We start from the raw sequence: 21,309 nt of genomic DNA, 5'->3' as shown, positions 1-21,309 counted from the left end.
TAAAGCAATAACTTAAACTATCATGATTATATTTGATTGGCTTTGATTGAAAATGATTTAAAATGATTGAGAGTGATCACATAAAAGTTATATCCACTCAATTACAATCAGAATAATGACGTGAAACACAACAAATATAAAAAGGGATATAACATGAACATCAAACAAAAAGTTGAAAAAATCCCAGGAGGGATGATGGTAGTACCGCTCATAATCGGTGCGACTATCAATACCTTCTTCCCTGCTGCACTTGAGATTGGCGGCTTTACAACTGCCCTATTTAAGAACGGTGCAGCACCATTGATTGGCGCATTCTTGCTTTGTATGGGCGCGGGGATCAGCGTTAAAGCAGCACCTCAAGCATTGAAACAAGGCTCTGCTATTACCGTTTCTAAATTAGTTGTTGCCGTTGCACTTGGTATGCTGGTTCAAACCGTATTTGGTGAAGCTGGCTTATTCGGGGTTACTGGCTTAGCAGTAATAGCGGCGATGTCGAACAGTAATGGTGGCCTATACGCGGCCTTGGTTGGCGAGTTCGGTAGCAAGAAAGATGTTGGTGCTATCTCGGTGATCAGCCTGAACGACGGCCCTTTCTTTACCATGATTGCACTGGGCGCTGCAGGCATGGCTTCTATTCCATTCATGAGCTTGGTTGCTGTACTTATCCCAATTGTTATCGGGATGATTTTGGGTAACCTTGATAAAGACATGAAGCAATTTCTAACCAAAGGTGGCCCGCTTCTTATTCCATTCTTTGCCTTTGCACTGGGTGCTGGTATCGACCTGTCAGTACTACTACAAACAGGCCTAGCCGGTGTTGCTCTAGGTGTTGTTGTTACGTTTGTTGGCGGTTTCTTCAATGTCTATGCTGATAAATTTGCAGGTGGAACCGGTGTAGCTGGCGCGGCAGCGTCATCGACAGCGGGTAACGCAGTCGCTACTCCAGCTGCTATTGCATTGGCAGATCCTAGCATGGCTATCGCCGCACAAACCGCAGCTCCACTCATTGCCGCCTCGGTGATCACGACTGTGATGTTAACTCCGGTACTGACCTCTTATGTGGTTAAGAAGAACAAACAAAAAGGAACCGATTCTGGTGAGGGAGTTGAAGCCAATGCCTAAGTTAATTGTCATTGCCGATGACTTCACCGGCTCGAACGACACAGGTGTTCAACTAGCAAAGAAAGGGGCGTTGGTTGCCGTATCGCTTACCGATAAGCCTGTCGCCTGTGATATCCCTGTGATCAACACTGAAAGCCGAGCCGTTTCTGCGCAAGAAGCCGCCGCCAGTGTCACGACAGCCTTTGAGCAAAATGCCGCTAAAGATACACAAGTGGTATTTAAGAAAATCGATTCAACATTTAGGGGCAACATTGGTGCCGAAATCGAAGCCGCTGCCCGTGCATTCGGCGCCAAACTGATTATTGTTGCAGGAGCTATCCCGGCTGCTGGGCGCACTACAGTCAATGGCACTTGCTTGGTAAACGGCATACCGGTTGTCGATACCGAATTTGCTACTGATCCAAAAACACCGGTCCACCATGCCGAGATCGCCAATATTATTGCCAGCCAGAGCAAACTGCCTTGCCGTAATATTACCGTGTCCGCCATCAAGGAAGGTGGACTAGATAAAGCAATTCTCGAGGTGATAGCGGGGGATCTGCCTCAGGTATTGATCCTCGATGCCGAGACCGATGACGATCTTGCCCACATCGCCAGTAGCCTTGCCAATACAACCGCCAAAATGGTGCTAGTTGGTGCGGCGGGTATTGCTAACCAGCTACCAAAAAGCGTATTCCTAACCGAAGAGAAAGCCCCTGTATTGGTATTAGCAGGGTCGATGAGTGCCGTGACGCAACAGCAGGTTGACTACTGTCAGGAGAAAGGCCTGCATGTGCTCGATATTGATGCTCAAGCTATCTGGCACCACCCTGATATCACATTGACACAAGCGGTTGAGCAAGCAGGCAATCTATTACGCCAAGGCAAGCATTGCGCCATTCGGACAGCCCGCGATCAAGCAGAACGTCAGCGAGCACACCAATTCTGCCAGCAACAAAAAATTACCGGTACCGACATGGGCAATGCCGTTGCTCAGTTCCTAGGCCGATTAGGCAAAGCACTAATGGAGAGCCACCCGCTATCAGGTGTGCTATTTACTGGTGGCGACATTGCCACAGCAGTTGCCGCAGAAATTGGTGCTGATGGCTACATCATCAAAGGCGAAGTACAACCTTGTATTCCCTACGGTCACTTTACCGACCATCACATTCCGGTTGTGACTAAAGCCGGCGGCTTTGGTCACGCCGACGCAATTGAACAAATCATTCAGCATTTACAGGACAACTCATGAAAGTAATTGGTATTACAATGGGCGATGCCGCTGGCATCTCCCCTGAAATCACACTTAAAGCGTTCGAAGCTGAAGAAATTCAACATACACCCTTAGTGATCTTTGGCTGTTATGAGACCTTCATAAAACAAAATGAAGCCATGCAGATCACCCAAAAAGAGCTGGTTAAGATTGAGCGTATCAGCGAGGCTGATTTCACGTCAGGGCAAATACACATTATTGATGTGCCGCTTGAAAGCCCATCAACACTGGAAATTGGTAAAGTACAAGCACAGGCAGGCGCAGGAGCTTATCGCTGCATAGAAAAATCGACCGAGTATGCATTGCGCGGTGAGATAACAGCGATTGCAACAGCACCGTTGAACAAGGAAGCATTACACTTGGGCGGCTATCATTATGCTGGTCACACCGAGTTACTTGCCGAACTTACCGGTACCAAAGACTTCGCCATGGTGCTTTATACCGATCGTCTACGTGTTATTCATGCCACTACGCACATTTCGCTGCGTAAGATGCTTGATACACTCAACCCACAAAGACAGCAGACAGTGGTTCGTATTGCCGAAGATTTTCTTGCACGCATTGGTGAAGAAGGGGCACCAATCGCGATAGCAGGGATCAACCCGCACGCTGGCGAAAGCGGCTTGTTTGGCAGTGAAGAGATTGAGGTCATTAACCCAACAGTCAAAAACCTACAGGCACAAGGAAGCAATGTTTTCGGAGCGATCCCGCCAGATACGGTCTTCCTTCAGGCCTATGAAGGCAAGTATGCGATGGTGGTTGCCCAGTACCATGATCAGGGGCATATCCCACTTAAGCTTATGGGCTTCCATGACGGGGTAAATATCACCGCTGGCTTGCCATTTATCAGAACATCGGCCGATCACGGCACAGCATTTGATATTGCAGGTAAAAATATAGCAAAATGTGACAGTATTCTTGAGTCTATCAGACTCGCAATCAAGCTCGCAGGATAAACCTATAGTGCAACAATCAAAACGAACGGATCTCATTCTCGAACACGTTAAAAAACATAAGCACGCCACTATTCAGGAGCTGGTTGATATCACGAGCTCCTCACCCGCCACTATCCGCCGAGATGTTAATAAGCTCGCGGATAACGGGCTTGTGTTTCGTGAACGCGGTGGGATCTCGTTTGGCCGCGCCATCAATCGCCAACCGACAACCGCCGAGAAGCAAGCTGAAAACCTCAATGTGAAGAAGGCAATAGCGTATGCCGCGCTTAGCCATATCAAAGACGGGATGACGGTGTTCCTTGATGCTGGAACAACCAACTTCGAGCTCGCGACCCTGCTGATTGAGCGTCACGATGTCACGGTAATTACCACCGATCTGCGTATTGCCTTTCACCTCTCTGAAGCCGGTAACAATCAAGTGATTATCGCCGGGGGTAACATCGACAACTGCAGTCAGTCGGTGATTGGTGCCTACAGCGAGCACTTGCTCGACAGTATCATTCCTGACATCTGCTTTTGTACTTGTAGTGCCTTTGATAGTAACAATGGCGTCACAAGCCCAACGCAGGAAAAGGCCGTATTAAAACGTAAGTTAGCAACGCTGGGTAAGATGAACATCCTGCTTACCGATAGCAGTAAACTCAACTGTGTCGGCACACATAAAATCGCGCCATTGAGTACCTATGACTTGCTGATATCTGACACCGTTCTGCCAGATAAGGCCCACAGTAGGCTAGAGGAAGAAGTGCCGTTAGAACTGGTTGAGGTCGCAACAGCAGGTGAGTAATTGCCTTGCTACGATTTCATTATAAAGGGCGCACCATGCGCTCTTTACCCTTTAAATTTTCAGTGCCGTACATCACCCAAAGCGAATGAGCTGCCCATATAAGATTTATCTTTAGATCGGTACCAATAGAAGTAATTTAGGTAAGAGGCATGCTATACCGATGCACGGAAATACAGGCAAATAAAAAGCCGCACCATTGCAGTGCGGCTTGTAGTTATATCTCTATTCTGATGCCATCATGTACTTACTCGGCACATATCAGGCGTGAATGTAAAGTTTCACTACTTGCGGCTTCGCCACTCATTACGTTGAGTATGCCGTGCCCGGATACAGTCACTAATTTAAAACGGGCATCTTTCTCTATTGGCGAAGAAGTATAATTGTCATTTGTGTTGCATACCAAATTGTAAACTAAGCAATAAAACACTTAGCGTCTTGCGTGTTTACGGTATTGCAATGTAACTGTGTTTCTTTGTACGTCTTACTTTTCACGGTGTAGCAATGTAACAGTGTTTCTATGTACGTCTTACTTTTCACGATGTAGCAATGTTACTTTCACAAGTGGTTGATTTTCATCAACCTGATTCCTGTACCCCTGAGCCAGTAGAAAACAGCTCAATCCTCCGTAAGCTTTGAATGATGCAGCTCATTTACAGGTCTCACAATAAATATGGTACCAATTTTCACTTTTAGCAAACCAAATTTGAAAAATAATATTCTGATACGAAATCCACCCACTTATTGTCTATTAAATGCACAATCCGGCCACCGCAAACCACCTTTCTAGTGTAGAATGCACGCCTTTGTTGGCGACTCATTACAAGGCTTTTTTAATCAATGACTGCGATAGCTAAGACACTGCTCCAAATCCCAACCGCGCAAGCTGCACTTGCACTTGCGACAACAGGGTTAGGACTGGCATGGTCTTTATTTTTCCCTGAAGAGGCTGGATGGATAAGAGGAATTTGTGCCTTTTTAGGAGCAGTGCTTCTAGCACCTGTTATTGTGAAATACGCTTTCAACCCGAAACGATTTATTGAAGATCTTCGCCACCCACTGTATGGCAGCCTAATGGCGCCGATGTCGATGTCATTACTGGTACTTTCAGACTATCTTTCTTCATTGAATGTGGAAGTTGCAAAATTACTCTGGTTTCCTGCGTTGGCTCTACACTTTTCAATGATGAGCTTTTTTTTCTTTTGCCAGATCAAATCGTTCCGACTCGTCAACCTTTATCCAAGTTGGTTTCTTTATCCTGTTGGCGCAATCAGTGGGACGTTGGCAGGGCCACAACTGGGCCATATTGAATTTTCACTCGCAGTAACAAACATTTGCATCAGTATTTATTTCTTAATGCTGCCAGTGATGCTTTACCGACTATGTTTTGCTGGCCGCTTGCCACGTCCGGCAAGACCAACCTTGGCGATTATGGCCGCACCAGTCAACCTCTCTTTAACGGCTTATTTAGTTAACGTTGAACAGCCAGATCCAATCCTAACAGGTGCGCTGGCAGGCATCGGTATCACCATGACAATTCTGGTGTATCTGTGCTATTTCTACCTGCTCAAACAACGTTTTCAGCCATCGTTGGCAGCCGTAACGTTCCCATCAGTAATTAGTGCCGTAGCCCTTGAGCGCTTAACACAATGGCTAGCCACCGATTATCCACATTGGGAGTGGCTTGAGCGTTTAGGTATCTTTGAGATTATCGTGGCGACCTGTTTAGTCTTGTGGGTGAGTTGGAATTTTCTTGGCTATTATTGGCCCAAAGCCTCCCCAAAAAAATTACTTTCATCACAATAAATTGATCTACGACTATAAAGGCCTTCTAAATGAAGGCCTTTTTCTTTAATGGATTTATACTTATAGATGCGCCATACCATTTCACTTCATTCTTTTGCTTACTATTCGCTTTAGGAGGTAGATTATGAAACTGCTTATTATATTTGTGACGGTATTCGGCCTTATTGCCTGCTCAGGCCAATCCTACGACTCTGAACTTGCGCAAAAAGATCAATGGCAAGCTCTCGGACTTAATGATGGTGAATCAGGTCGGTTAGTACGCAGCCAATCTGAATTAGAACAACTTCACTCGATTACCGATCAATCCGTCGCGCAATACCAGCTTGGCTACCAACGGGGGATTGAAGATTTCTGCTTACCTTATAAAACCTACAAACACGGAAAAAAAGGTCAGCAATACACAGGGCAATGCTTAAATACAGCCAATGAAAGATTGGCAGTCGAAGGCTGGGAAGTCGGCTATAAAGAATATGTCGCAGGGCAAGATTTACTTTGGCTAAATAATGAATAACCGCTAAATCCACACCTAATAATAAACGGCTGCGAGCGAAATGCCCGCAGCCAGTTTTTCAATGAAGCAGTGTAAAAACCTCAATCACATGTCTTTATCTTAATTTAAAACGATCTTCGAGGTGGCTAGTTAGATCAGAAAACGGGTCTGTATGTGACGGCTCTTCCGCACCACCTTCCTCGCCTTCTTCCTCTTCTTCAGCAAGTAACAATATGTTGTTATTTACATAATCAACCAGTGCCTTTTTCTTGCTCGTTGGGAAATTTGTAAAGGCAGTACGTGACCATGCCGCTTCACCACCGTGGTGCATAATGGCATCGGCAATCGTAGGAGAGCGGCCGTCATGCATATACGGAGGTGTCGAGCCTGCACCCCATAAAGGCTGGGTGATAAACACTGATGCACCAGTATCTTTCTCATCCACATCTTCAGCCACATCAGGGCCTAGGTCATGACGCTTTAGATCTGAGAAAATATTAACAATTGCACGGCCTTTCTTATCAGTTTTGAAATTACCCAAGTGCACCACGTCGCCATTAGCCAGCTCCATCACGTTATCTGGCATATCCTTGGTTAAATCGAATTTAATCGCTTTCTCAGGGGTCAAGCCATGATCGGCTGGGTTATCGCCACTCGGAAACGTTTCATCTCGGTACGCTGCCTGTTGGCTTGGTTCACTGAAAATTGGGTCATCAAGGTATAGCGTAGGTCTATGGCACGTGTCGCATTTAGCTTGTTTAAAGGCCTTCTTACCATTCTTGATACTCTTCTTCTCTTGTGAAGACAGCTCCATCAAGCCAAGGCTTGCCAATTCAGTCTTCGTGACAGGTCGAGGCTGACCCGCTTGGTAAATAGCCAAGGCTGTGATATCACCGACCCCAATTTCATTGGCAACACCGTCATGATCGGCATCGTTATCCATGCCCACTAACTCAGTTGCCTGTAATCCAAGTTCGTTGTTCTCGGCATCTCTGACGAAGCCTCGAATATTCAAATCAACACCTTTCCATTGCAGTGGCTTAATCGTTAAATCATCATCAATCCCGTCCACCATACTAACGTCAAGATAGCCGTTGGGCATCGCCGTGATCTTGCCGAAAGAAACGCCTTTGGCTTTTAAAGGCCTAGTCACGGGATTACCGGTATTTTGCGCCTTCGCTATTGCGGCATCCCGTATCGCATGTAACTTAGCAGTCATTTCTTCCGCTAATTTCTGCTTTGCCCCAATACCAAAGACATGCGGTGGTTGGCGAGTGATAAACTGCGAGATATCACCAGTACGTTTTGGATCTCGTACATTGTTCCCGGCAATTGAGCCCGCACCATCATTAAACGGCCTCAGGTGGCACTCGTTACATGCCTGGCCGTTTGGACCCGTAGTCCTCGCAGGCATATGAGCAGCCCATTGGCCATACCCGTCAAGATCCATCCGGGGGTATTTTGCAAAACGTTCGCCATTACCCACATTGGCACCCACACCATCACTTTCATTGGCTTGAATTTCAAATAGCTCATCACCAACATCGAACGCCAGAATGAAAGCGGCAAATGGATCAGTTGCAACCAAGTCATTAAGCTCAGATTGCTCAATATGTTCTAGTGCAGGCTCTTGCACCTCTCCACTAACCCCAAGATCTGACGCCAAGTCTTTCGCGACAACACCTGCGACAGATAAAGCCAGTGGAATACCGACGCAATAAGCCATGAGCTTCAATTTAAAATGTGTTTTTTTCTTTGACACTGCTTTCATCATTCACCCCTTATTAAATACCGCTTAGCGCACAAAAGTGCTTTATTGTTATTTTCAGAAGCGAATCTGTGCTCGCTCCTCATTCAAAAGAGTAATGCGATAAAGAGTGTCTTTTTTATTATTATCAAGAATAGTCGGGAGAATATTATTCTTAAGAGAGTCTCAAGAAATAGATTAATGCAGTTGATTTAATGATAAGAAATGAAAAAACGGCCCTGAACTAGTGTTCAGGGCCGTTTCTCGTTCTGTAATTATCCTGTGTTCCAAGCAGGATAGCTGGGTGCCCCCAGCACACTCGATAAGCACGATCTGACGTGCTATCGATTTTACAATTCCCCTTCCTACAAAAAGGGCAACTGCATAAATGTTTTCGATTTGTATCTCTCAAATCTGGTTGCAATTTATCACATTTTTTTAGTTATGCAAAAAATATTTTACCAACCCAAACTAAATTTTATCAAATCATACATTCTGTACCTACTCACTCAATTAGACTCATAATACCTCACAATATCATCAAACCAACTAACACACTGATTTCAAAGTTTTAATTGAAATATCGATTTAGATCTGTCCACTCGTTGTCACAGGCTCTCTTATCCTCTATCCCTTAGATGCAATTTAACATTTCAAAAAAATTGACATCAATAGTTCTTAAGTCGCTTTCTTGCGCCTTATGAATAGATCCCAAATGGAAGCCCTACCCCATACCAAGCAAAGTACAGAAGCATCCATCCTGAGAGGATTGCCACAGAATATGGTAATGCTGCTGTCAACAGGTTGCCTATCGTAAATCGGGGGTTATACGTGTGAATAAAAGTTAAAATCAATGGTAGGTAAGGGTTGATCGGCGATATAACATTGGTTGATGAATCTGCAATACGATATGCAGCCTGAATAGCTTCCGGCTCTAGCCCCATCAGCATTAACATCGGTAAAAAAATCGGAGCCATAAGCGCCCATTGAGCAGAGCCACTGTATATAAACAGATTAATAACTGCGGCGAGTAGAATAAAACAACCCAATGCCACCAAAGCTGGCATGTGAATATTCATCAACCACTCAGCACCATTGACCGCCCCAACGATGGCTAAATTTGACCAATTGAACACCGCGATAAACTGCGCCACCATAAATACAATGACAATAAACCCACTCATATCGCGAATAGCTGCCCCCATCAGGGCTGGAATATCCGATGCATGTTTAATTGAGCCAATACAAACACCGTAAGTGATGCCACATAAGGTAAAAAATAGCATCAAAATTGGCACGAGACCTTTCATAAATGGAGATGGTAATAAACCGCCACTAGCGTTTCTCAACCCTGATGATTCTGGCAGCACCAACATGGCAACAATGGCGATAAACCCCAAGGCAACCAGCCCTGTCTTTCTCAAGGCCCGACGTTCAATTTCGGTGAGTTCAACCGATATTGGATCACTGTTATGAGAACCGTCGCCCTCGTAACTGAGCTGCTTCATCTTCGGCTCGGTGAACTTATTGGTGATGACAGTAATGATAAAGGTTATAAAAGGGACAGACGCACACATGAAAAACCAATTGGCTAATACACTGACTTCATAATCCGGCCTGATCCCTTGCACCACCTCAGTTGAAATACCCGACAATAATAGATCGGTACCAGCAATGAATACGTTGGCAGTAAACCCAGCAAATATTGAAACAAACGAAACGATGATCCCAACCAGCGGGTTACGACCTACCGTTTTAAACATTAATGCGGCCAATGGCGGAATTAAAAACACCGCAGCGTCTGAGACTAAATTACCCATGATGGATGTTATAACCACAGCGGGTGTTATCCATCTCGCTGAAACTCTGCTTAGCATCCGCTTGATTGTTGCCTCTGCCAATCCCGTCTGCTTAATCAGCCCTAATGACAACATAAGTACAATAACCACCCCTAGCGGTCTAAAGCCGGTAAAATTTGATACCGTATGCGTCACCAAGTAATTCACCCCCTCCCAAGATAGGAGGGATCGAATTGCTACGATTTGCTCCGTCGCGGGATGCACAACAGGACGGATAACGGCACTTAATATCGCCGATAACACAATCGTGGCAATATAAAGTATGAAAAACATAATAAAAGGGTGGGGTAGTCTATTTGCCATACTTTCTATCGACGCCATTATCCCTGGCAATGAATGTGTGGACTGAACGTTACTCTCTTCCATGACTTTCTCCATAAAGTGTTCAGTTTATAGGCAGCTCTTTTTTAACTATCCCGACAAAAAGCGACGCACCAACAGGAATAATCTCATCGTTAAAGTCATAGCTTGGGTTGTGCACACATACTCCCCCTCTCTCTCCGTCGTTACCATTGCCGACCAACATATAGCAGCCAGATACAGCTTGGAGCATAAATGAAAAATCTTCACTGCCTGATAAAGGCAAACAATTTGCATTGACCTTATCTGTCCCAACGACCGAATTAGCAACCTGTGCCACCAGCTCTACTGCCGACTTATCATTAATGGTCGCGGGATAACTACCAGCCTTGATGTGTAACTCGGCTTTAGCACCATATGAATCGGCTATCTGGCTAACAAGGTGCTTTAATCGTTCAATGGTATTGAGGCGGACCTCTTCATCAAAGGCACGGATACACCCTTTGATTGAAGCACTATCTGGAATAACATTGTGGGTTCCCGATCCTGCGTGTACATCGGTAAAAGAAACAACAGCGGGATCCAACGGTGAGGTATTTCGACTAATAATGCTCTGAGCACTCAGAATGATGTTACTCAGAATTAATGTGGGATCGACAGATTTATCTGGCATAGCGGCATGCCCGCCTTTACCCATGATCTCAATGGTAAATCTATCTGAGCTAGCCAAAATTGCGCCAGATTTAAGCCACACCTCCCCCTGCGGAATCCCAGGCATATTATGCAAACCATATACTCTGTCACAAGGGAAACGATTAAACAGTCCCTCATCGATCATGACTTTTGCGCCACCCAGCCCTTCTTCTGCGGGTTGGAAAATGAAGTTCACCGTGCCCCTGAAATCACGATGCTGTGATAAATACCATGCTGTCGCGAGTAAAATAGCGGTATGGCCGTCATGGCCACAACCATGCATTTTCCCTTGATGGCACGATGCATGGGCGAACTGGTTTTCTTCCTCCATCTGCAGTGCATCCATATCAGCCCGTAGACCAACCGTGCGGTCTGAGTCATACCTCCCTTTCAGTACCCCGACAACCCCTGTTTGGGCGATACCGGTATGTACTTCATCAAACCCCCACTCCTTTAACTTTGCCGCGACTAAACTTGCAGTCCGGCATTCTTCAAACCCTAACTCTGGGTGCTGATGAATATCTCGTCGCCACTGAGTAAACAACTCGTTATTAACTTGGAATACTTGAGTCACTTCAATCATATGATTTCCCTTGCACACAGCTAAGCCATACCAAAAGGTAATAACCATGGCTTTTTCATTAATAGTACGGATGAATAACTACTGTATACTTGGAGGGGAAGTAAGCGCCAATGACTTGTTACCATCAAACCATAAGGAAATGTTATGGCATCGCGTGGCTTTACTGACAGCCAAATTGAAGCATTTATGTGGATTATGCGCACCAATAGTGCAACAGAAGCAGCCGAAAAAATGCTTATCACCCAGCCGGCCATCAGTCGATTACTAAAACAACTCGAACAGAGGCTCGACTTCGCCTTATTCGACAGGACGAATAATCGCCTGATACCCACTCGACGTGGGAAGCTATTCTATGATGAGGTTAATAAGGTCTATTCGGGCTTATCGCATTTAAAATCTTTTGCCGACAGGCTCAAACAGCAAACAGTCGGTCAAGTGAGCATTGTGAGTATGCCAGCTTTTGCCGTCAGCCTCCTTCCCGAACTGGCAATAACCATAGATGAATGCTTTCCCGGCCTAGACATCGGTTTATACTCTTACCGTTCAAACCAAATTATCTCCGATATGGCTGCACAACGCTTTGATTTTGCGATAACAACCGATCTCACGGTAGATCCTCGCTATCAGAGCTTTTTCTATACCATTCCAAGCGTTTGCCTAATACCCAGCCATCATCCACTCAACAACAAACAAAGTATCCAGCTTGCCGACTTTGAAGGCGAAACCCTGATCACAGGCGAGCCCAACGATCAAATACGCTCTCCCCTGCTTCAAATGCTATCCGAATCACGGATCACCCCACAAAAAATCTGGACCGTTTCTCTGAATGATATTGCCAGCCAACTCGTCGCTAATGGTAAGGGGATCGCGGTGCTAAACGGGATTTCGGCCATGACACAACTGAGCGGAACGATAGCAAAACCTCTCACGGTTCCTGTTGAATACAATATCCAAGTCATTTTTCCTTTGGATAAAGATATGGACGATTTAACCAGAGAGGTAAATCATAAGCTGCTAGGTATCGTTGAAGACAAAATATCGGCAACTCAGCAGTGGTTCTACCCTGCTTGAAAATTCTAACGGCAGTTTACACTTATAAAGAAACCGCTGATAAAAAAACCGCCAGCAAGGCTGGCGGTTTCTGGTATTTATTGAAAATGGATACGCAATTATGCGTGTAGCAATTCCATTGATTCTTTTGCGATTACCCACTCTTCGTTGGTAGGGATAACCATTGCAACTGGTGTGTTCGGCTTGGTAATAATACCTTGGTTTCCGAAACGCGCTGCTGCATTGCCTTCTTCATCTTCACGGTAACCGAAGATCTTCAGGTTTTCTAGGATCTTGCTACGGATAGGCATAGAGTTTTCACCAATACCTGCAGTGAAGATGATGCTATCTAGCTCATCTAGCGCAACCATGTAAGAACCGATGTACTTAGCAACACGGTAACAGAAAAGCTCAAACGCTAGCGTTGCACCCTTATGACCGTTTTCCATTGCCTCGATAATGCCACGGCAATCGCTTGTTAGGCCAGAAACACCAAGTAGACCTGACTTCTTATTTAGCTCGTCGAATACTTCTTCCTGAGACCAACCTTTTTTCAGCAAGAACTCGATGATACTTGGGTCAAGGTCACCACAACGTGTGCCCATCATCAGGCCAGCAAGTGGCGTGAAGCCCATACTTGTATCAACACTCTTACCGTTTTTGATTGCACATACAGAAGCACCGTTACCCAGGTGAACCGAAATAAAGTTGCTTTCATCAACTGGCTTGTTGATTACTTTTGCCGCTTCACGACTTACGTAGTAGTGGCTAGTGCCGTGGAAGCCGTAACGGCGAATACCGTAGTCATTGTATAGCTTTTGAGAAATCGCACCCGTATATGCTTTTTCAGGCATTGTCTGGTGGAAAGCCGTATCGAATACTGCGTACTGAGCAAGTGTTGGGAATGCTGCCATTGCCGCACGCATACCAATAACATGTGCAGGGTTATGCAATGGTGCTAGATCGCTAAGGTTATCAATTTCTGCAAGGACGCTTTCGTCAACTTTTACTGTTTGAGTAAATTTCTCTCCACCGTGAACAACACGGTGACCAACAGCAACGATATCTTGCTTCATACCCATTTCTTCAAGCAAGGTCACGATACGGTCAACAGCTAGCTGGTGGTGATTACCAGAGTCGTCAAGTTTGTATACTTTCTTTTCACCGTCAATCTTCCAACTAACGTTAGCTTCAGGCATGCCAAAACACTCGCCTAAACCGCTCAAAGTCGCTTCACCGCTAACAGTGTCGATTAATGCAAACTTCAGTGAAGAACTGCCAGAGTTGATTACAAGTACTAGAGAATTGCTCATGGTTATCTCATCAGGAATGTTGAGGGTTCAAGGACAAAGTTGTCCCGTTACACGTTTTCAAGACTACAGAGGAAAATGTGTGGAGCAGCATTTTCTCAGCATTATATATTATGGTTACATTATTCAATTTTTTTTGAATAACTCAACTTTTGTTTTTGGAAAATTGTAAAAAAGTTAAATTTAGCTGGTTCAGATCAACTTTATCACCACGAAAACGTTTTCATTCGCTTAATTATTGACCATTACGCCCAGTAACCACTAAAGTTTTTTTATATGCAATCAAATTATATCGGGGTTTATATCTTAAGGACATATCGGAAAGGCCGTCTCACGTGGTGGTGTTTTTGAACCATTTACTCAAAAATTCCATCAAATAGCGGATACGTGGATTAATGTGCACATCTCGGTGACATACTAACCACCATTGCACATCTGGAATAGACGCATTTGGCAGTACAGGAACGAGTTCTGGGTATTGCAGTGCCACCGACTTAAACACCACGGCAATGCCTGCTTTTGCCCGTGCTAATTCTATTTGCATTTTGTGACTATCAGTACGAAAACTAAATTGTGACTTGGTCACGGTATAACCAATCACTTGTGCCGACTTCAGGTAATAGTCCAGCTGATCATAGCCAATAAGATTAAACTCATCATTATGTAGCTCTCTTAAGGAGTTAGGGATACCCGCTTCTAATAAATATTCGCGGTGGGCAAAGAAGCCCAGAGGCTCTTGATGTAGATGACTAACAACCATGTCAGGTTGCTCAGGCTTATAGCGCGATATAAGTAAATCAGCCTCGCGCTTATTTAAATTTGCACCTTGGTTATCAACAAGTATTTCAACTTCAATAGAAGGATATTGTTGATGGAAAGCCTTTAAGGCTTCAGGCAAGAAGTAAAATCCCGCCATTTCACTGACAGCTAAACGTACGTGACCTTCCTGAGATAAGGTACACGCATTTACCTGGCGTAAAAAAGCCTCAGCGCCCGATGCCGTTTGCCTTGCGGTTTCAAGTAGCCCTTCCCCCATAGAGGTCAACGTTAACCCCGAGCAAGAACGATCAAATAAATTAAACCCTACTTTCTCTTCAAGCGCTAAAACCTGCCGACTAACAGTCGGTTGAGACATTCCGAGTACCTGTGCCGCTGCAGACATACTACCAGCCTCAACAACGGCAAGAAAAATCCGAATGCTGTCCCATTCCATTCTATTCATTTTCACATACCCACTATGCCGTTTTGTCTATTTACTATACCGACCAAATGCATAATGATGCATCTACATGAGTATGAGATGAATCGCAAGGTTAAGGGTAATTATGAAGAAAGCCTTAGTTTTGGACGCGGGGCAAGATATGGGGCATCACTTATGCCAAGCCCTCGTCAGTTATCAATGGTCCGTAACTGCGGCTGTTAATGACCCAAGCCAACCCGTTTCACTCCATCATGATCTAACCCTTGCTGAAGTCACTAAACATGATGTTGGCTTACTTGCACAACTCATCAAGCAAACAGATACCATTTTCCTGCATCTGCCTGAGTCGCCGCTGACAGGGCAGATGACTTTTTCGATCGATACTATTCTATCGCTCATCACCAAATACCACCGCCATCTTGTCATCACAACCAACCAATATGAACGTGAAAAAACCAGATTGTTCTCAACCCTATTTAAGCCAAAAAGTAAGCCCGTTTCGATTAAATTACCCGATAAGTTAACGGCACAGTTACAACAAAGCGCTGATCGTGGTGCTTCAATTACGGTTATTGGTTGTGGGCATAATTTAAATTTAACCTCGCGCTGCAGTTATTTAAAACTACTGATCAAAGAAACCCATAAACAACTGATCATTCAATCACCCAGCAATTACGGTACCCGCCATTACTGGACCTACCTACCCGACTTAGCTAAAAATATCGTACACAAACTCTCCACTCGCCCAAGTACTTGTCCATCGCTCGATATCAACTTCTACCCCGGCCATCAAGCAAGCATGAAAGATATTGCTCGTTGCTTAGCATTATCCAGTGGTAAACCTGTCTCTGTTACCAACCTCCAATGGACGGTAATCGAGGTCATCGCTCTATTTTCGCCCCTATTCAGGCAGTTTTTTCGAATGCGAATATTATGGCAACAAGGAGGGCTACAACCTCAAGCAAGCAATGACTGGGGAAGAAAAGCACTTGTGCATACACCACTGGAACTGGCGTTACAGCGCAGCTGGAACAACAAAAACAATCATTACCCTTAACAAACAACGCTTTATATACAGCAAAAACGCCCATTGAAACAATCAAATATTACCCGCCAAACACCTCACAATTAAATATTATTAATATAATAAATTAGCTACCTTAATTTAAACAAACACCAAGATATTGTTAAATTTAAATATTCAATAATACGAATAACATTGTATTTCAAATTGTTAATGAGAGGTATTTTTTGTGCCATTCACGACAATCGTTTGATGCAATACGCCGTCATATATGAGGGATCGAAGCTGTCACAGTTCATCGATAATTAAAGATTTAATATACCCGCATGAAACAAGAGTCTTTATCTCCATCACGAAAAATAAAACCAATTAATAGGTTAGCTATGATATTAAGAAATAAAATGCACATTAGTTGCATTGCATTATTAGCGAGTTTTAATGCCCCATTAAGTGCAGAAGAAGTAAACCAACAACCATACTGGCAAAATTACAGTACAACATCAGCAATATACGCGCAATCGACCTCGGCGACCGCTTCTAAGGTCGATGAAGGCTACGATGTATCGAGCCAAAATATTATGGTTGATACATACACACTCGGCCGCCTTGGCAACAGTACTTACTTTGGCTTCGTTGAAGCTATTTTTGGTAAGCTTGATGATACCAGTAATGGCAGTCATAAGTCGCCTTACGGCAATGATCTCATGCAAATACGGGGGATGATGAGTCAGCAATGGCGCATCAATAAATCTTTTAGTATGGGCTGGAACTACTATGGTATCGACCGCAACCTAAAGCATGTTGCAGACGGAAAATTTGGCTATAGCTTCGACTCACTGGGAGTGATTGCTAACTATCAATGGAACAAGTGGACATTTATGCCACAACTAAACTATGTGTTTAATGGTGATATGGGTAAAGACGGATTAGCCAGTTCGATTGGTTTAGGCTCCAGCGACTTTGATGGCTTCTTTTTCTTACCCGTTGTAAGACGACAACTATCGAATAGCGGTAGCTACTTCACTTTGATGCCTGAATATTTTGCTGGTTACGGTGACCATGACACTGAAGTTAAATATATGAAATGGCAACTTCGTGTCGGTGCACCAATCGGAGAAAGTAAAAAATGGTGGATCAATGGTCGATTTGAACATACCTCTTATCAGAAATATGATTACTTCGGCATTGATATTAATCCATCACAAGATACCGCAGTATCGGTTGGTATCCAATATAATTGGTAATTAAGATTATTCATTATAAAAAAGAGCTTTAATAAGCTCTTTTTTATATTTGTTTATACTGTTCATATATAAATAATATCTATAATAACTCAATACAAATACAACATAATAAAAACAATAACCAAACTAATATTTCGTTTTTTATTTAAGCCAAGTCCTTACATGATAATTTCACACTCATAATAAATACAGACAATCAGTAAAATCACCATGCTGTTTTATACCGCACATGTGGCGTGAACAATACTCCACATAGCGCTTAATCCCATCAAGTGTTCCATTATTTTTCACTCATAATCGCGCTAATCCCCTAAGTAAAGCTCAGCGATCACTTTAATAAAATCACGACGTTCCATATAGTAATATCCTCAATGCGTTAACCTCTTTACTTTATCAAACCTCTCTAAAGCGATTTACCGTAACTGCCACATGCTTTGCTTAGCATGCCACATTCCATAAACCCCGAACCATGTCCCATGCCACAACCAAAAAAAAGGGGCTCATAAGAGCCCCTAATATCGATATCAACGAAAGTTATTTCTTTATGTCTTAACTGATTTTTTCAGCTTCTACTCTCTCAATAATGGTAGCAATTCCCTGCCCCATACCTATACACATGGTCGCTAAGCCGTAACGACCATGACGTTGTTCCATAATATTGATCAGCGAGCCAACAATACGTGCCCCAGAGCAACCTAGAGGGTGCCCAAGAGAGATTGCACCACCGTGCAGGTTTACCTTCTCTTCGCGGTCTTCCCATAGGCCTAGTTCGCGTAGACATGGAATGGCTTGCGCAGCGAATGCTTCATTCACTTCTGCAAAATCAATATCATTAATTGTGAGGTTTGCTTTCTTCAAAGCTTTTTGGCTCGCAGGAATTGGCCCTACGCCCATAATCGCCGAAGGCACGCCAGCCGCCGTCGCAGCAATAATACGAGCACGCGGTATTACCCCTAGCTCTTTTGCTTTCTCTTCGCTCATAACCAGCAGGCAAGATGCCCCATCAGATAGCGCAGAAGAAGTACCCGCCGTCACTGTGCCATTAACAGGATCAAATACCGGACGTAGTTTACCCAGCGATTCAACCGTTGTTTCAGGGCGAATCACTTCATCAGTTTTCACCAGTACAGGACGACCTGATGCATCGTGCCCCATCATCGGCACAATCTCATTACTGAAACGGCCTTCAACTGTTGCTTGATGTGCCAGGCGATGAGAACGTGCACCTAGTGTGTCTTGCTCTTCACGAGAGATCTTGTGGATCTTGGCAAGACCTTCCGCGGTAATACCCATAGCGGCAGATGCCTGAGCCATGTTCTTATCAAGCGCAGGGTTGAAGTTCAGCCCTTTCGTCATCGGTACGTGACCCATGTGCTCAACACCACCAACAAGAATAATGTCAGCGTCGTCTGCTTTAATCGCACGAGCAGCCATATGAAGCGCGTCCATTGACGAGCCACACAAACGGTTAACCGTTGTGGCTGGTACTTCAACAGGTAAGCCTGCAAGAAGTGCCGCATTACGCGCAAGGTTTACGCCTTGCTCTTCTGTTTGCTGTACACAACCCCAGATAACATCATCAACAAGTTTAGGGTCAACATTCGGCTGACGCTCAAACATTGCTTTCATTAGGTTTGCAGACAGGTCATCGGCACGTGTATGACGGAATACGCCGTTCTTAGAACGCCCCATCGGGGTACGAATCGCATCAACAATTACTACATTTTTCATCATCATATCCCCGGATTAAGCGTAAAATTTCTGGTTGTTATTAGCGCGTTCAATAAGCCCTTTCGGCGCTTGATAAAGTTCACCAAGGTGGCTAAATTTCTCAGCCGCAGCAACAAGCTTATCTAAGCCCATTTGATCCATGTAGTAGAATAAACCGCCACGGAAAGGAGGGAAGCCTGTACCATAAATCATGGCGATATCCGCTTCTTCCGGAGATGCAATAATGCCTTCATCAAGACAGCGAATCGCTTCAAACATCATAGGAAGCATCATGCGCAGTGTGATGGTTTCAGCATCGATAGATGTGGCACCTGTACGTAAAGATTCGATAAGAGCATTAGACTCTTCAGACGCTGAAGGCTTGATACGGCCACGACGATCTGGTGTATGAGCGTAAAAGCCTTGTGCATTTTTCTGGCCTAAGAACTTGTTATCAACGAATGTCTGAATAACATTGATTTCAGGCTTGGACATACGACCAGGGAATGCTTCGTCCATAACATCAATACAGTGAGCGGCGGTGTCTAGACCAATTACATCAAGAAGGAAAGCTGGGCCCATCGGCCAGCCGAAGCCTTTGCTCATCACTTTATCAATGGTTGGGATGTCACCACCGTCAACGATTAACTGGTTGAATGCCATGAAATAAGGCGTTAAACAGCGGTTCACAAGGAAACCTGCACAGTCGTTAACAACGATAGGCGTTTTACCTAGCTGTGCCACATACTTAACCGCTTTAGTGATGGTTTCATCACTGGTTTTCTCACCACGGATAACTTCAACAAGTGGCATGTTTGGCACTGGGTTGAAGAAGTGGATACCACAGAAGTTTTCAGGCTTTTTCATTGCCTGTGCTAAACCACTGATCATGAGTGTCGATGTGTTTGACGCAATCACCGCGTTTGGTGCAACGGTTTCAAGCTCAGCAAGCACTTTTTCTTTGATCATTGGGTTTTCAACAACCGCTTCAACAACAAGGTCACAGTTTTCTAATGCGTTGTTGTGCAGCGTTGGCTGGATACGGTTAAGTGTCTCCCCCATCTCAACGGGTGTCTTGCGACCTTTTGCTACTTGTTTCGCTAGCAGCTTATTCGCTTCAGAAAGGCCAAGGTTAATACCGGCTTTGTTGATGTCTTTCATGACAACATCCATGCCTTTATCAGCAGTAACGTAAGCGATACCACCGCCCATGATACCCGCGCCAATAACACCTAGCTCTTTCGTTGCTTCAGCGCCTTTTGCGAACTTCTTCGTTTTGGCCTTCACCGCCATGTCGCTTAGGAAAACAGAAACAAGTGCATCAGCAACGCCGCTTTCAGCACATTTGGCTATACCCGCACGCTCAATGCTTAACGCTTCTTCACGCGCACAGTACGCCGCCTTTTCAATCGTGCTTAGCATAATGCTTGGTGCTGGGTAATGTTTACCCGCAACTTTAGCCACCATGCCGCGTGCAACATTGATCGACATGCTAAGCTCATACTGACTTAATTTAAGGGCTGTTTTTTTCTCGGTTTGACGTGCAGCCCAGTCGAAGTCACCTTCGATGCAAGAAGTCAGTACAGCTTCTGCTTCTGCGATTGGATCGGCTTTCGCATCGATAACACCATCAACAAAACGGTGTTCTAGTGCTTTCGCTGCACGGAAATTTTTACCTGTAGTCAGCCACTGCAGAGAAGTATCTACGCCAACGATACGAGGTAGGCGCGTCATGCCTCCCCAGCCAGGCATGATGCCTAGTTTAACTTCAGGTAGGCTGATTTTTGCATCAGCCGTTGCGATACGGTATTCAGCAAGCATAGACAGCTCAACACCGCCCCCAGCCGCAACACCGTTGATAATGGCAACTTTCGGCATCGCTAGATCTTCAAGGCTGTTGTACACCGCATGAACCCACTCAAGGTATTCATTGATTGCAGCTTCACCACCAGTGAACAATTCACGGAATGCTTTTACATCAGCACCAGCACTGAATAAGCCTTTACCAGAGCGAATGATTAGGCCTTTCGCATCTGATTGTTCCAATACCGCAATTGCCGCTTGTAAATCTTCGACTGCAGGTTTACGAAGTGTGTTTACAACGTCATTTTGGTCATCGAAAATCAGCTCAGCAAACTGACCACGTGCGACAACCTGAAAGCTTTGTCCTTGGTACAT

At 44.7% G+C, this 21,309-nt stretch carries 17 protein-coding genes; 10 read left to right on the top strand and 7 right to left on the bottom strand.

Features of this window, described 5'->3' with window-relative positions; translation table 11 throughout:
- Positions 1-153 precede the first annotated feature (153 nt).
- The 7 genes from L4D09_RS09100 (at position 154) to L4D09_RS09070 (ending at position 6,431) form a co-directional block, all read left to right on the top strand.
- Positions 154-1,122 (top strand): 2-keto-3-deoxygluconate permease, encoded by a 969-nt coding sequence (locus tag L4D09_RS09100; protein WP_428457182.1) that lies wholly within the window; start codon positions 154-156, stop codon positions 1,120-1,122.
- Complete coding sequence (gene dtnK / locus L4D09_RS09095; protein WP_428457181.1) at positions 1,115-2,353, top strand: D-threonate kinase; 1,239 nt, start codon at positions 1,115-1,117, stop codon at positions 2,351-2,353. The genes L4D09_RS09100 and dtnK overlap by 8 nt, the downstream gene beginning before the upstream one ends.
- Positions 2,350-3,330: a 4-hydroxythreonine-4-phosphate dehydrogenase PdxA gene (pdxA, locus tag L4D09_RS09090; RefSeq protein WP_428457180.1), complete on the top strand. Its 981-nt coding sequence runs from the start codon at positions 2,350-2,352 to the stop codon at positions 3,328-3,330. Before dtnK ends, pdxA begins: the two co-directional genes overlap by 4 nt.
- Before the next feature lie 7 nt (positions 3,331-3,337).
- A complete protein-coding gene (locus L4D09_RS09085) occupies positions 3,338-4,117 on the top strand; it encodes a DeoR/GlpR family DNA-binding transcription regulator (protein ID WP_428457179.1) in 780 nt (259 codons plus the stop codon).
- Positions 4,118-4,266: 149 nt separating this feature from the next.
- The gene (locus L4D09_RS09080) at positions 4,267-4,497 is read left to right on the top strand and encodes a hypothetical protein (protein ID WP_428457178.1); all 231 of its coding nucleotides are present in this window, start codon (positions 4,267-4,269) and stop codon (positions 4,495-4,497) included.
- 457 nt (positions 4,498-4,954) lie between these two features.
- Positions 4,955-5,920, top strand: a complete 966-nt coding sequence (locus tag L4D09_RS09075) for a TDT family transporter (protein WP_428457177.1) — start codon at positions 4,955-4,957, stop codon at positions 5,918-5,920.
- 124 nt (positions 5,921-6,044) lie between these two features.
- Entirely contained in the window at positions 6,045-6,431 is a 387-nt protein-coding gene (locus tag L4D09_RS09070) for a DUF2799 domain-containing protein (protein ID WP_428457176.1), read from the top strand.
- Positions 6,432-6,525: 94 nt separating this feature from the next.
- Here L4D09_RS09070 and L4D09_RS09065 read toward each other — a convergent pair whose 3' ends face one another.
- The 3 genes from L4D09_RS09065 to L4D09_RS09055 all read right to left on the bottom strand — a co-directional run bounded on the left by L4D09_RS09065 (position 6,526) and on the right by L4D09_RS09055 (position 11,592).
- Positions 6,526-8,181, bottom strand: a complete 1,656-nt coding sequence (locus L4D09_RS09065) for a di-heme oxidoredictase family protein (protein WP_428457175.1) — start codon at positions 8,179-8,181, stop codon at positions 6,526-6,528.
- 674 nt (positions 8,182-8,855) lie between these two features.
- Positions 8,856-10,382 (bottom strand): AbgT family transporter, encoded by a 1,527-nt coding sequence (locus tag L4D09_RS09060; protein WP_428457174.1) that lies wholly within the window; start codon positions 10,380-10,382, stop codon positions 8,856-8,858.
- A gap of 19 nt (positions 10,383-10,401) precedes the next feature.
- On the bottom strand, positions 10,402-11,592 hold the full coding sequence (locus L4D09_RS09055; RefSeq protein ID WP_428457173.1) for a M20 aminoacylase family protein: 1,191 nt from the start codon (positions 11,590-11,592) through the stop codon (positions 10,402-10,404).
- 144 nt (positions 11,593-11,736) lie between these two features.
- On the opposite strand from L4D09_RS09055, the gene L4D09_RS09050 reads away from it, so the two are divergent.
- A complete protein-coding gene (locus L4D09_RS09050) occupies positions 11,737-12,663 on the top strand; it encodes a LysR substrate-binding domain-containing protein (protein ID WP_428457172.1) in 927 nt (308 codons plus the stop codon).
- 98 nt (positions 12,664-12,761) lie between these two features.
- Here L4D09_RS09050 and L4D09_RS09045 read toward each other — a convergent pair whose 3' ends face one another.
- Both L4D09_RS09045 and L4D09_RS09040 read right to left on the bottom strand, forming a co-directional pair.
- Positions 12,762-13,955 carry an acetate/propionate family kinase gene (locus L4D09_RS09045; protein WP_428457171.1) on the bottom strand — a complete coding sequence of 398 codons (1,194 nt, stop codon included), beginning with the start codon at positions 13,953-13,955 and terminating at the stop codon, positions 12,762-12,764.
- A gap of 328 nt (positions 13,956-14,283) precedes the next feature.
- Positions 14,284-15,174 (bottom strand): LysR family transcriptional regulator, encoded by an 891-nt coding sequence (locus tag L4D09_RS09040; RefSeq protein WP_428457170.1) that lies wholly within the window; start codon positions 15,172-15,174, stop codon positions 14,284-14,286.
- Positions 15,175-15,277: 103 nt separating this feature from the next.
- On the opposite strand from L4D09_RS09040, the gene L4D09_RS09035 reads away from it, so the two are divergent.
- The gene (locus L4D09_RS09035) at positions 15,278-16,210 is read left to right on the top strand and encodes a Rossmann-fold NAD(P)-binding domain-containing protein (protein ID WP_428457169.1); all 933 of its coding nucleotides are present in this window, start codon (positions 15,278-15,280) and stop codon (positions 16,208-16,210) included.
- A 368-nt stretch (positions 16,211-16,578) separates the two neighbouring features.
- A complete protein-coding gene (locus L4D09_RS09030) occupies positions 16,579-17,421 on the top strand; it encodes a hypothetical protein (RefSeq protein ID WP_428457168.1) in 843 nt (280 codons plus the stop codon).
- A 549-nt stretch (positions 17,422-17,970) separates the two neighbouring features.
- Here L4D09_RS09030 and fadA read toward each other — a convergent pair.
- Positions 17,971-19,152 carry an acetyl-CoA C-acyltransferase FadA gene (fadA, locus tag L4D09_RS09025; RefSeq protein ID WP_428457167.1) on the bottom strand — a complete coding sequence of 394 codons (1,182 nt, stop codon included), beginning with the start codon at positions 19,150-19,152 and terminating at the stop codon, positions 17,971-17,973.
- A 15-nt stretch (positions 19,153-19,167) separates the two neighbouring features.
- Positions 19,168-21,309 (bottom strand): fatty acid oxidation complex subunit alpha FadB, encoded by a 2,142-nt coding sequence (gene fadB / locus L4D09_RS09020; RefSeq protein WP_428457166.1) that lies wholly within the window; start codon positions 21,307-21,309, stop codon positions 19,168-19,170.

Origin of the sequence: Photobacterium makurazakiensis (assembly GCF_050336715.1) — a bacterium.
In the GTDB taxonomy this organism is placed as follows: domain Bacteria; phylum Pseudomonadota; class Gammaproteobacteria; order Enterobacterales; family Vibrionaceae; genus Photobacterium; species Photobacterium makurazakiensis.
This window is presented reverse-complemented; position numbering and strand designations above follow the sequence as displayed.

Bases quoted from the DNA above. Each gene is read 5' to 3' on its own strand.
- pdxA (WP_428457180.1), top strand. From the start codon at position 2,350: ATGAAAGTAATTGGTATTACAATGGGCGATGCCGCTGGCATCTCCCCT.
- dtnK (WP_428457181.1), top strand. From the start codon at position 1,115: ATGCCTAAGTTAATTGTCATTGCCGATGACTTCACCGGCTCGAACGAC.
- fadB (WP_428457166.1), bottom strand. From the start codon at position 21,309: ATGTACCAAGGACAAAGCTTTCAGGTTGTCGCACGTGGTCAGTTTGCT.
- fadA (WP_428457167.1), bottom strand. From the start codon at position 19,152: ATGAAAAATGTAGTAATTGTTGATGCGATTCGTACCCCGATGGGGCGT.
- L4D09_RS09060 (WP_428457174.1), bottom strand. From the start codon at position 10,382: ATGGAAGAGAGTAACGTTCAGTCCACACATTCATTGCCAGGGATAATG.
- L4D09_RS09080 (WP_428457178.1), top strand. From the start codon at position 4,267: ATGCTATACCGATGCACGGAAATACAGGCAAATAAAAAGCCGCACCAT.
- L4D09_RS09050 (WP_428457172.1), top strand. From the start codon at position 11,737: ATGGCATCGCGTGGCTTTACTGACAGCCAAATTGAAGCATTTATGTGG.
- L4D09_RS09035 (WP_428457169.1), top strand. From the start codon at position 15,278: ATGAAGAAAGCCTTAGTTTTGGACGCGGGGCAAGATATGGGGCATCAC.
- L4D09_RS09075 (WP_428457177.1), top strand. From the start codon at position 4,955: ATGACTGCGATAGCTAAGACACTGCTCCAAATCCCAACCGCGCAAGCT.
- L4D09_RS09030 (WP_428457168.1), top strand. From the start codon at position 16,579: ATGCACATTAGTTGCATTGCATTATTAGCGAGTTTTAATGCCCCATTA.
- L4D09_RS09100 (WP_428457182.1), top strand. From the start codon at position 154: ATGAACATCAAACAAAAAGTTGAAAAAATCCCAGGAGGGATGATGGTA.
- L4D09_RS09065 (WP_428457175.1), bottom strand. From the start codon at position 8,181: ATGAAAGCAGTGTCAAAGAAAAAAACACATTTTAAATTGAAGCTCATG.
- L4D09_RS09070 (WP_428457176.1), top strand. From the start codon at position 6,045: ATGAAACTGCTTATTATATTTGTGACGGTATTCGGCCTTATTGCCTGC.
- L4D09_RS09055 (WP_428457173.1), bottom strand. From the start codon at position 11,592: ATGATTGAAGTGACTCAAGTATTCCAAGTTAATAACGAGTTGTTTACT.
- L4D09_RS09045 (WP_428457171.1), bottom strand. From the start codon at position 13,955: ATGAGCAATTCTCTAGTACTTGTAATCAACTCTGGCAGTTCTTCACTG.
- L4D09_RS09040 (WP_428457170.1), bottom strand. From the start codon at position 15,174: ATGAATAGAATGGAATGGGACAGCATTCGGATTTTTCTTGCCGTTGTT.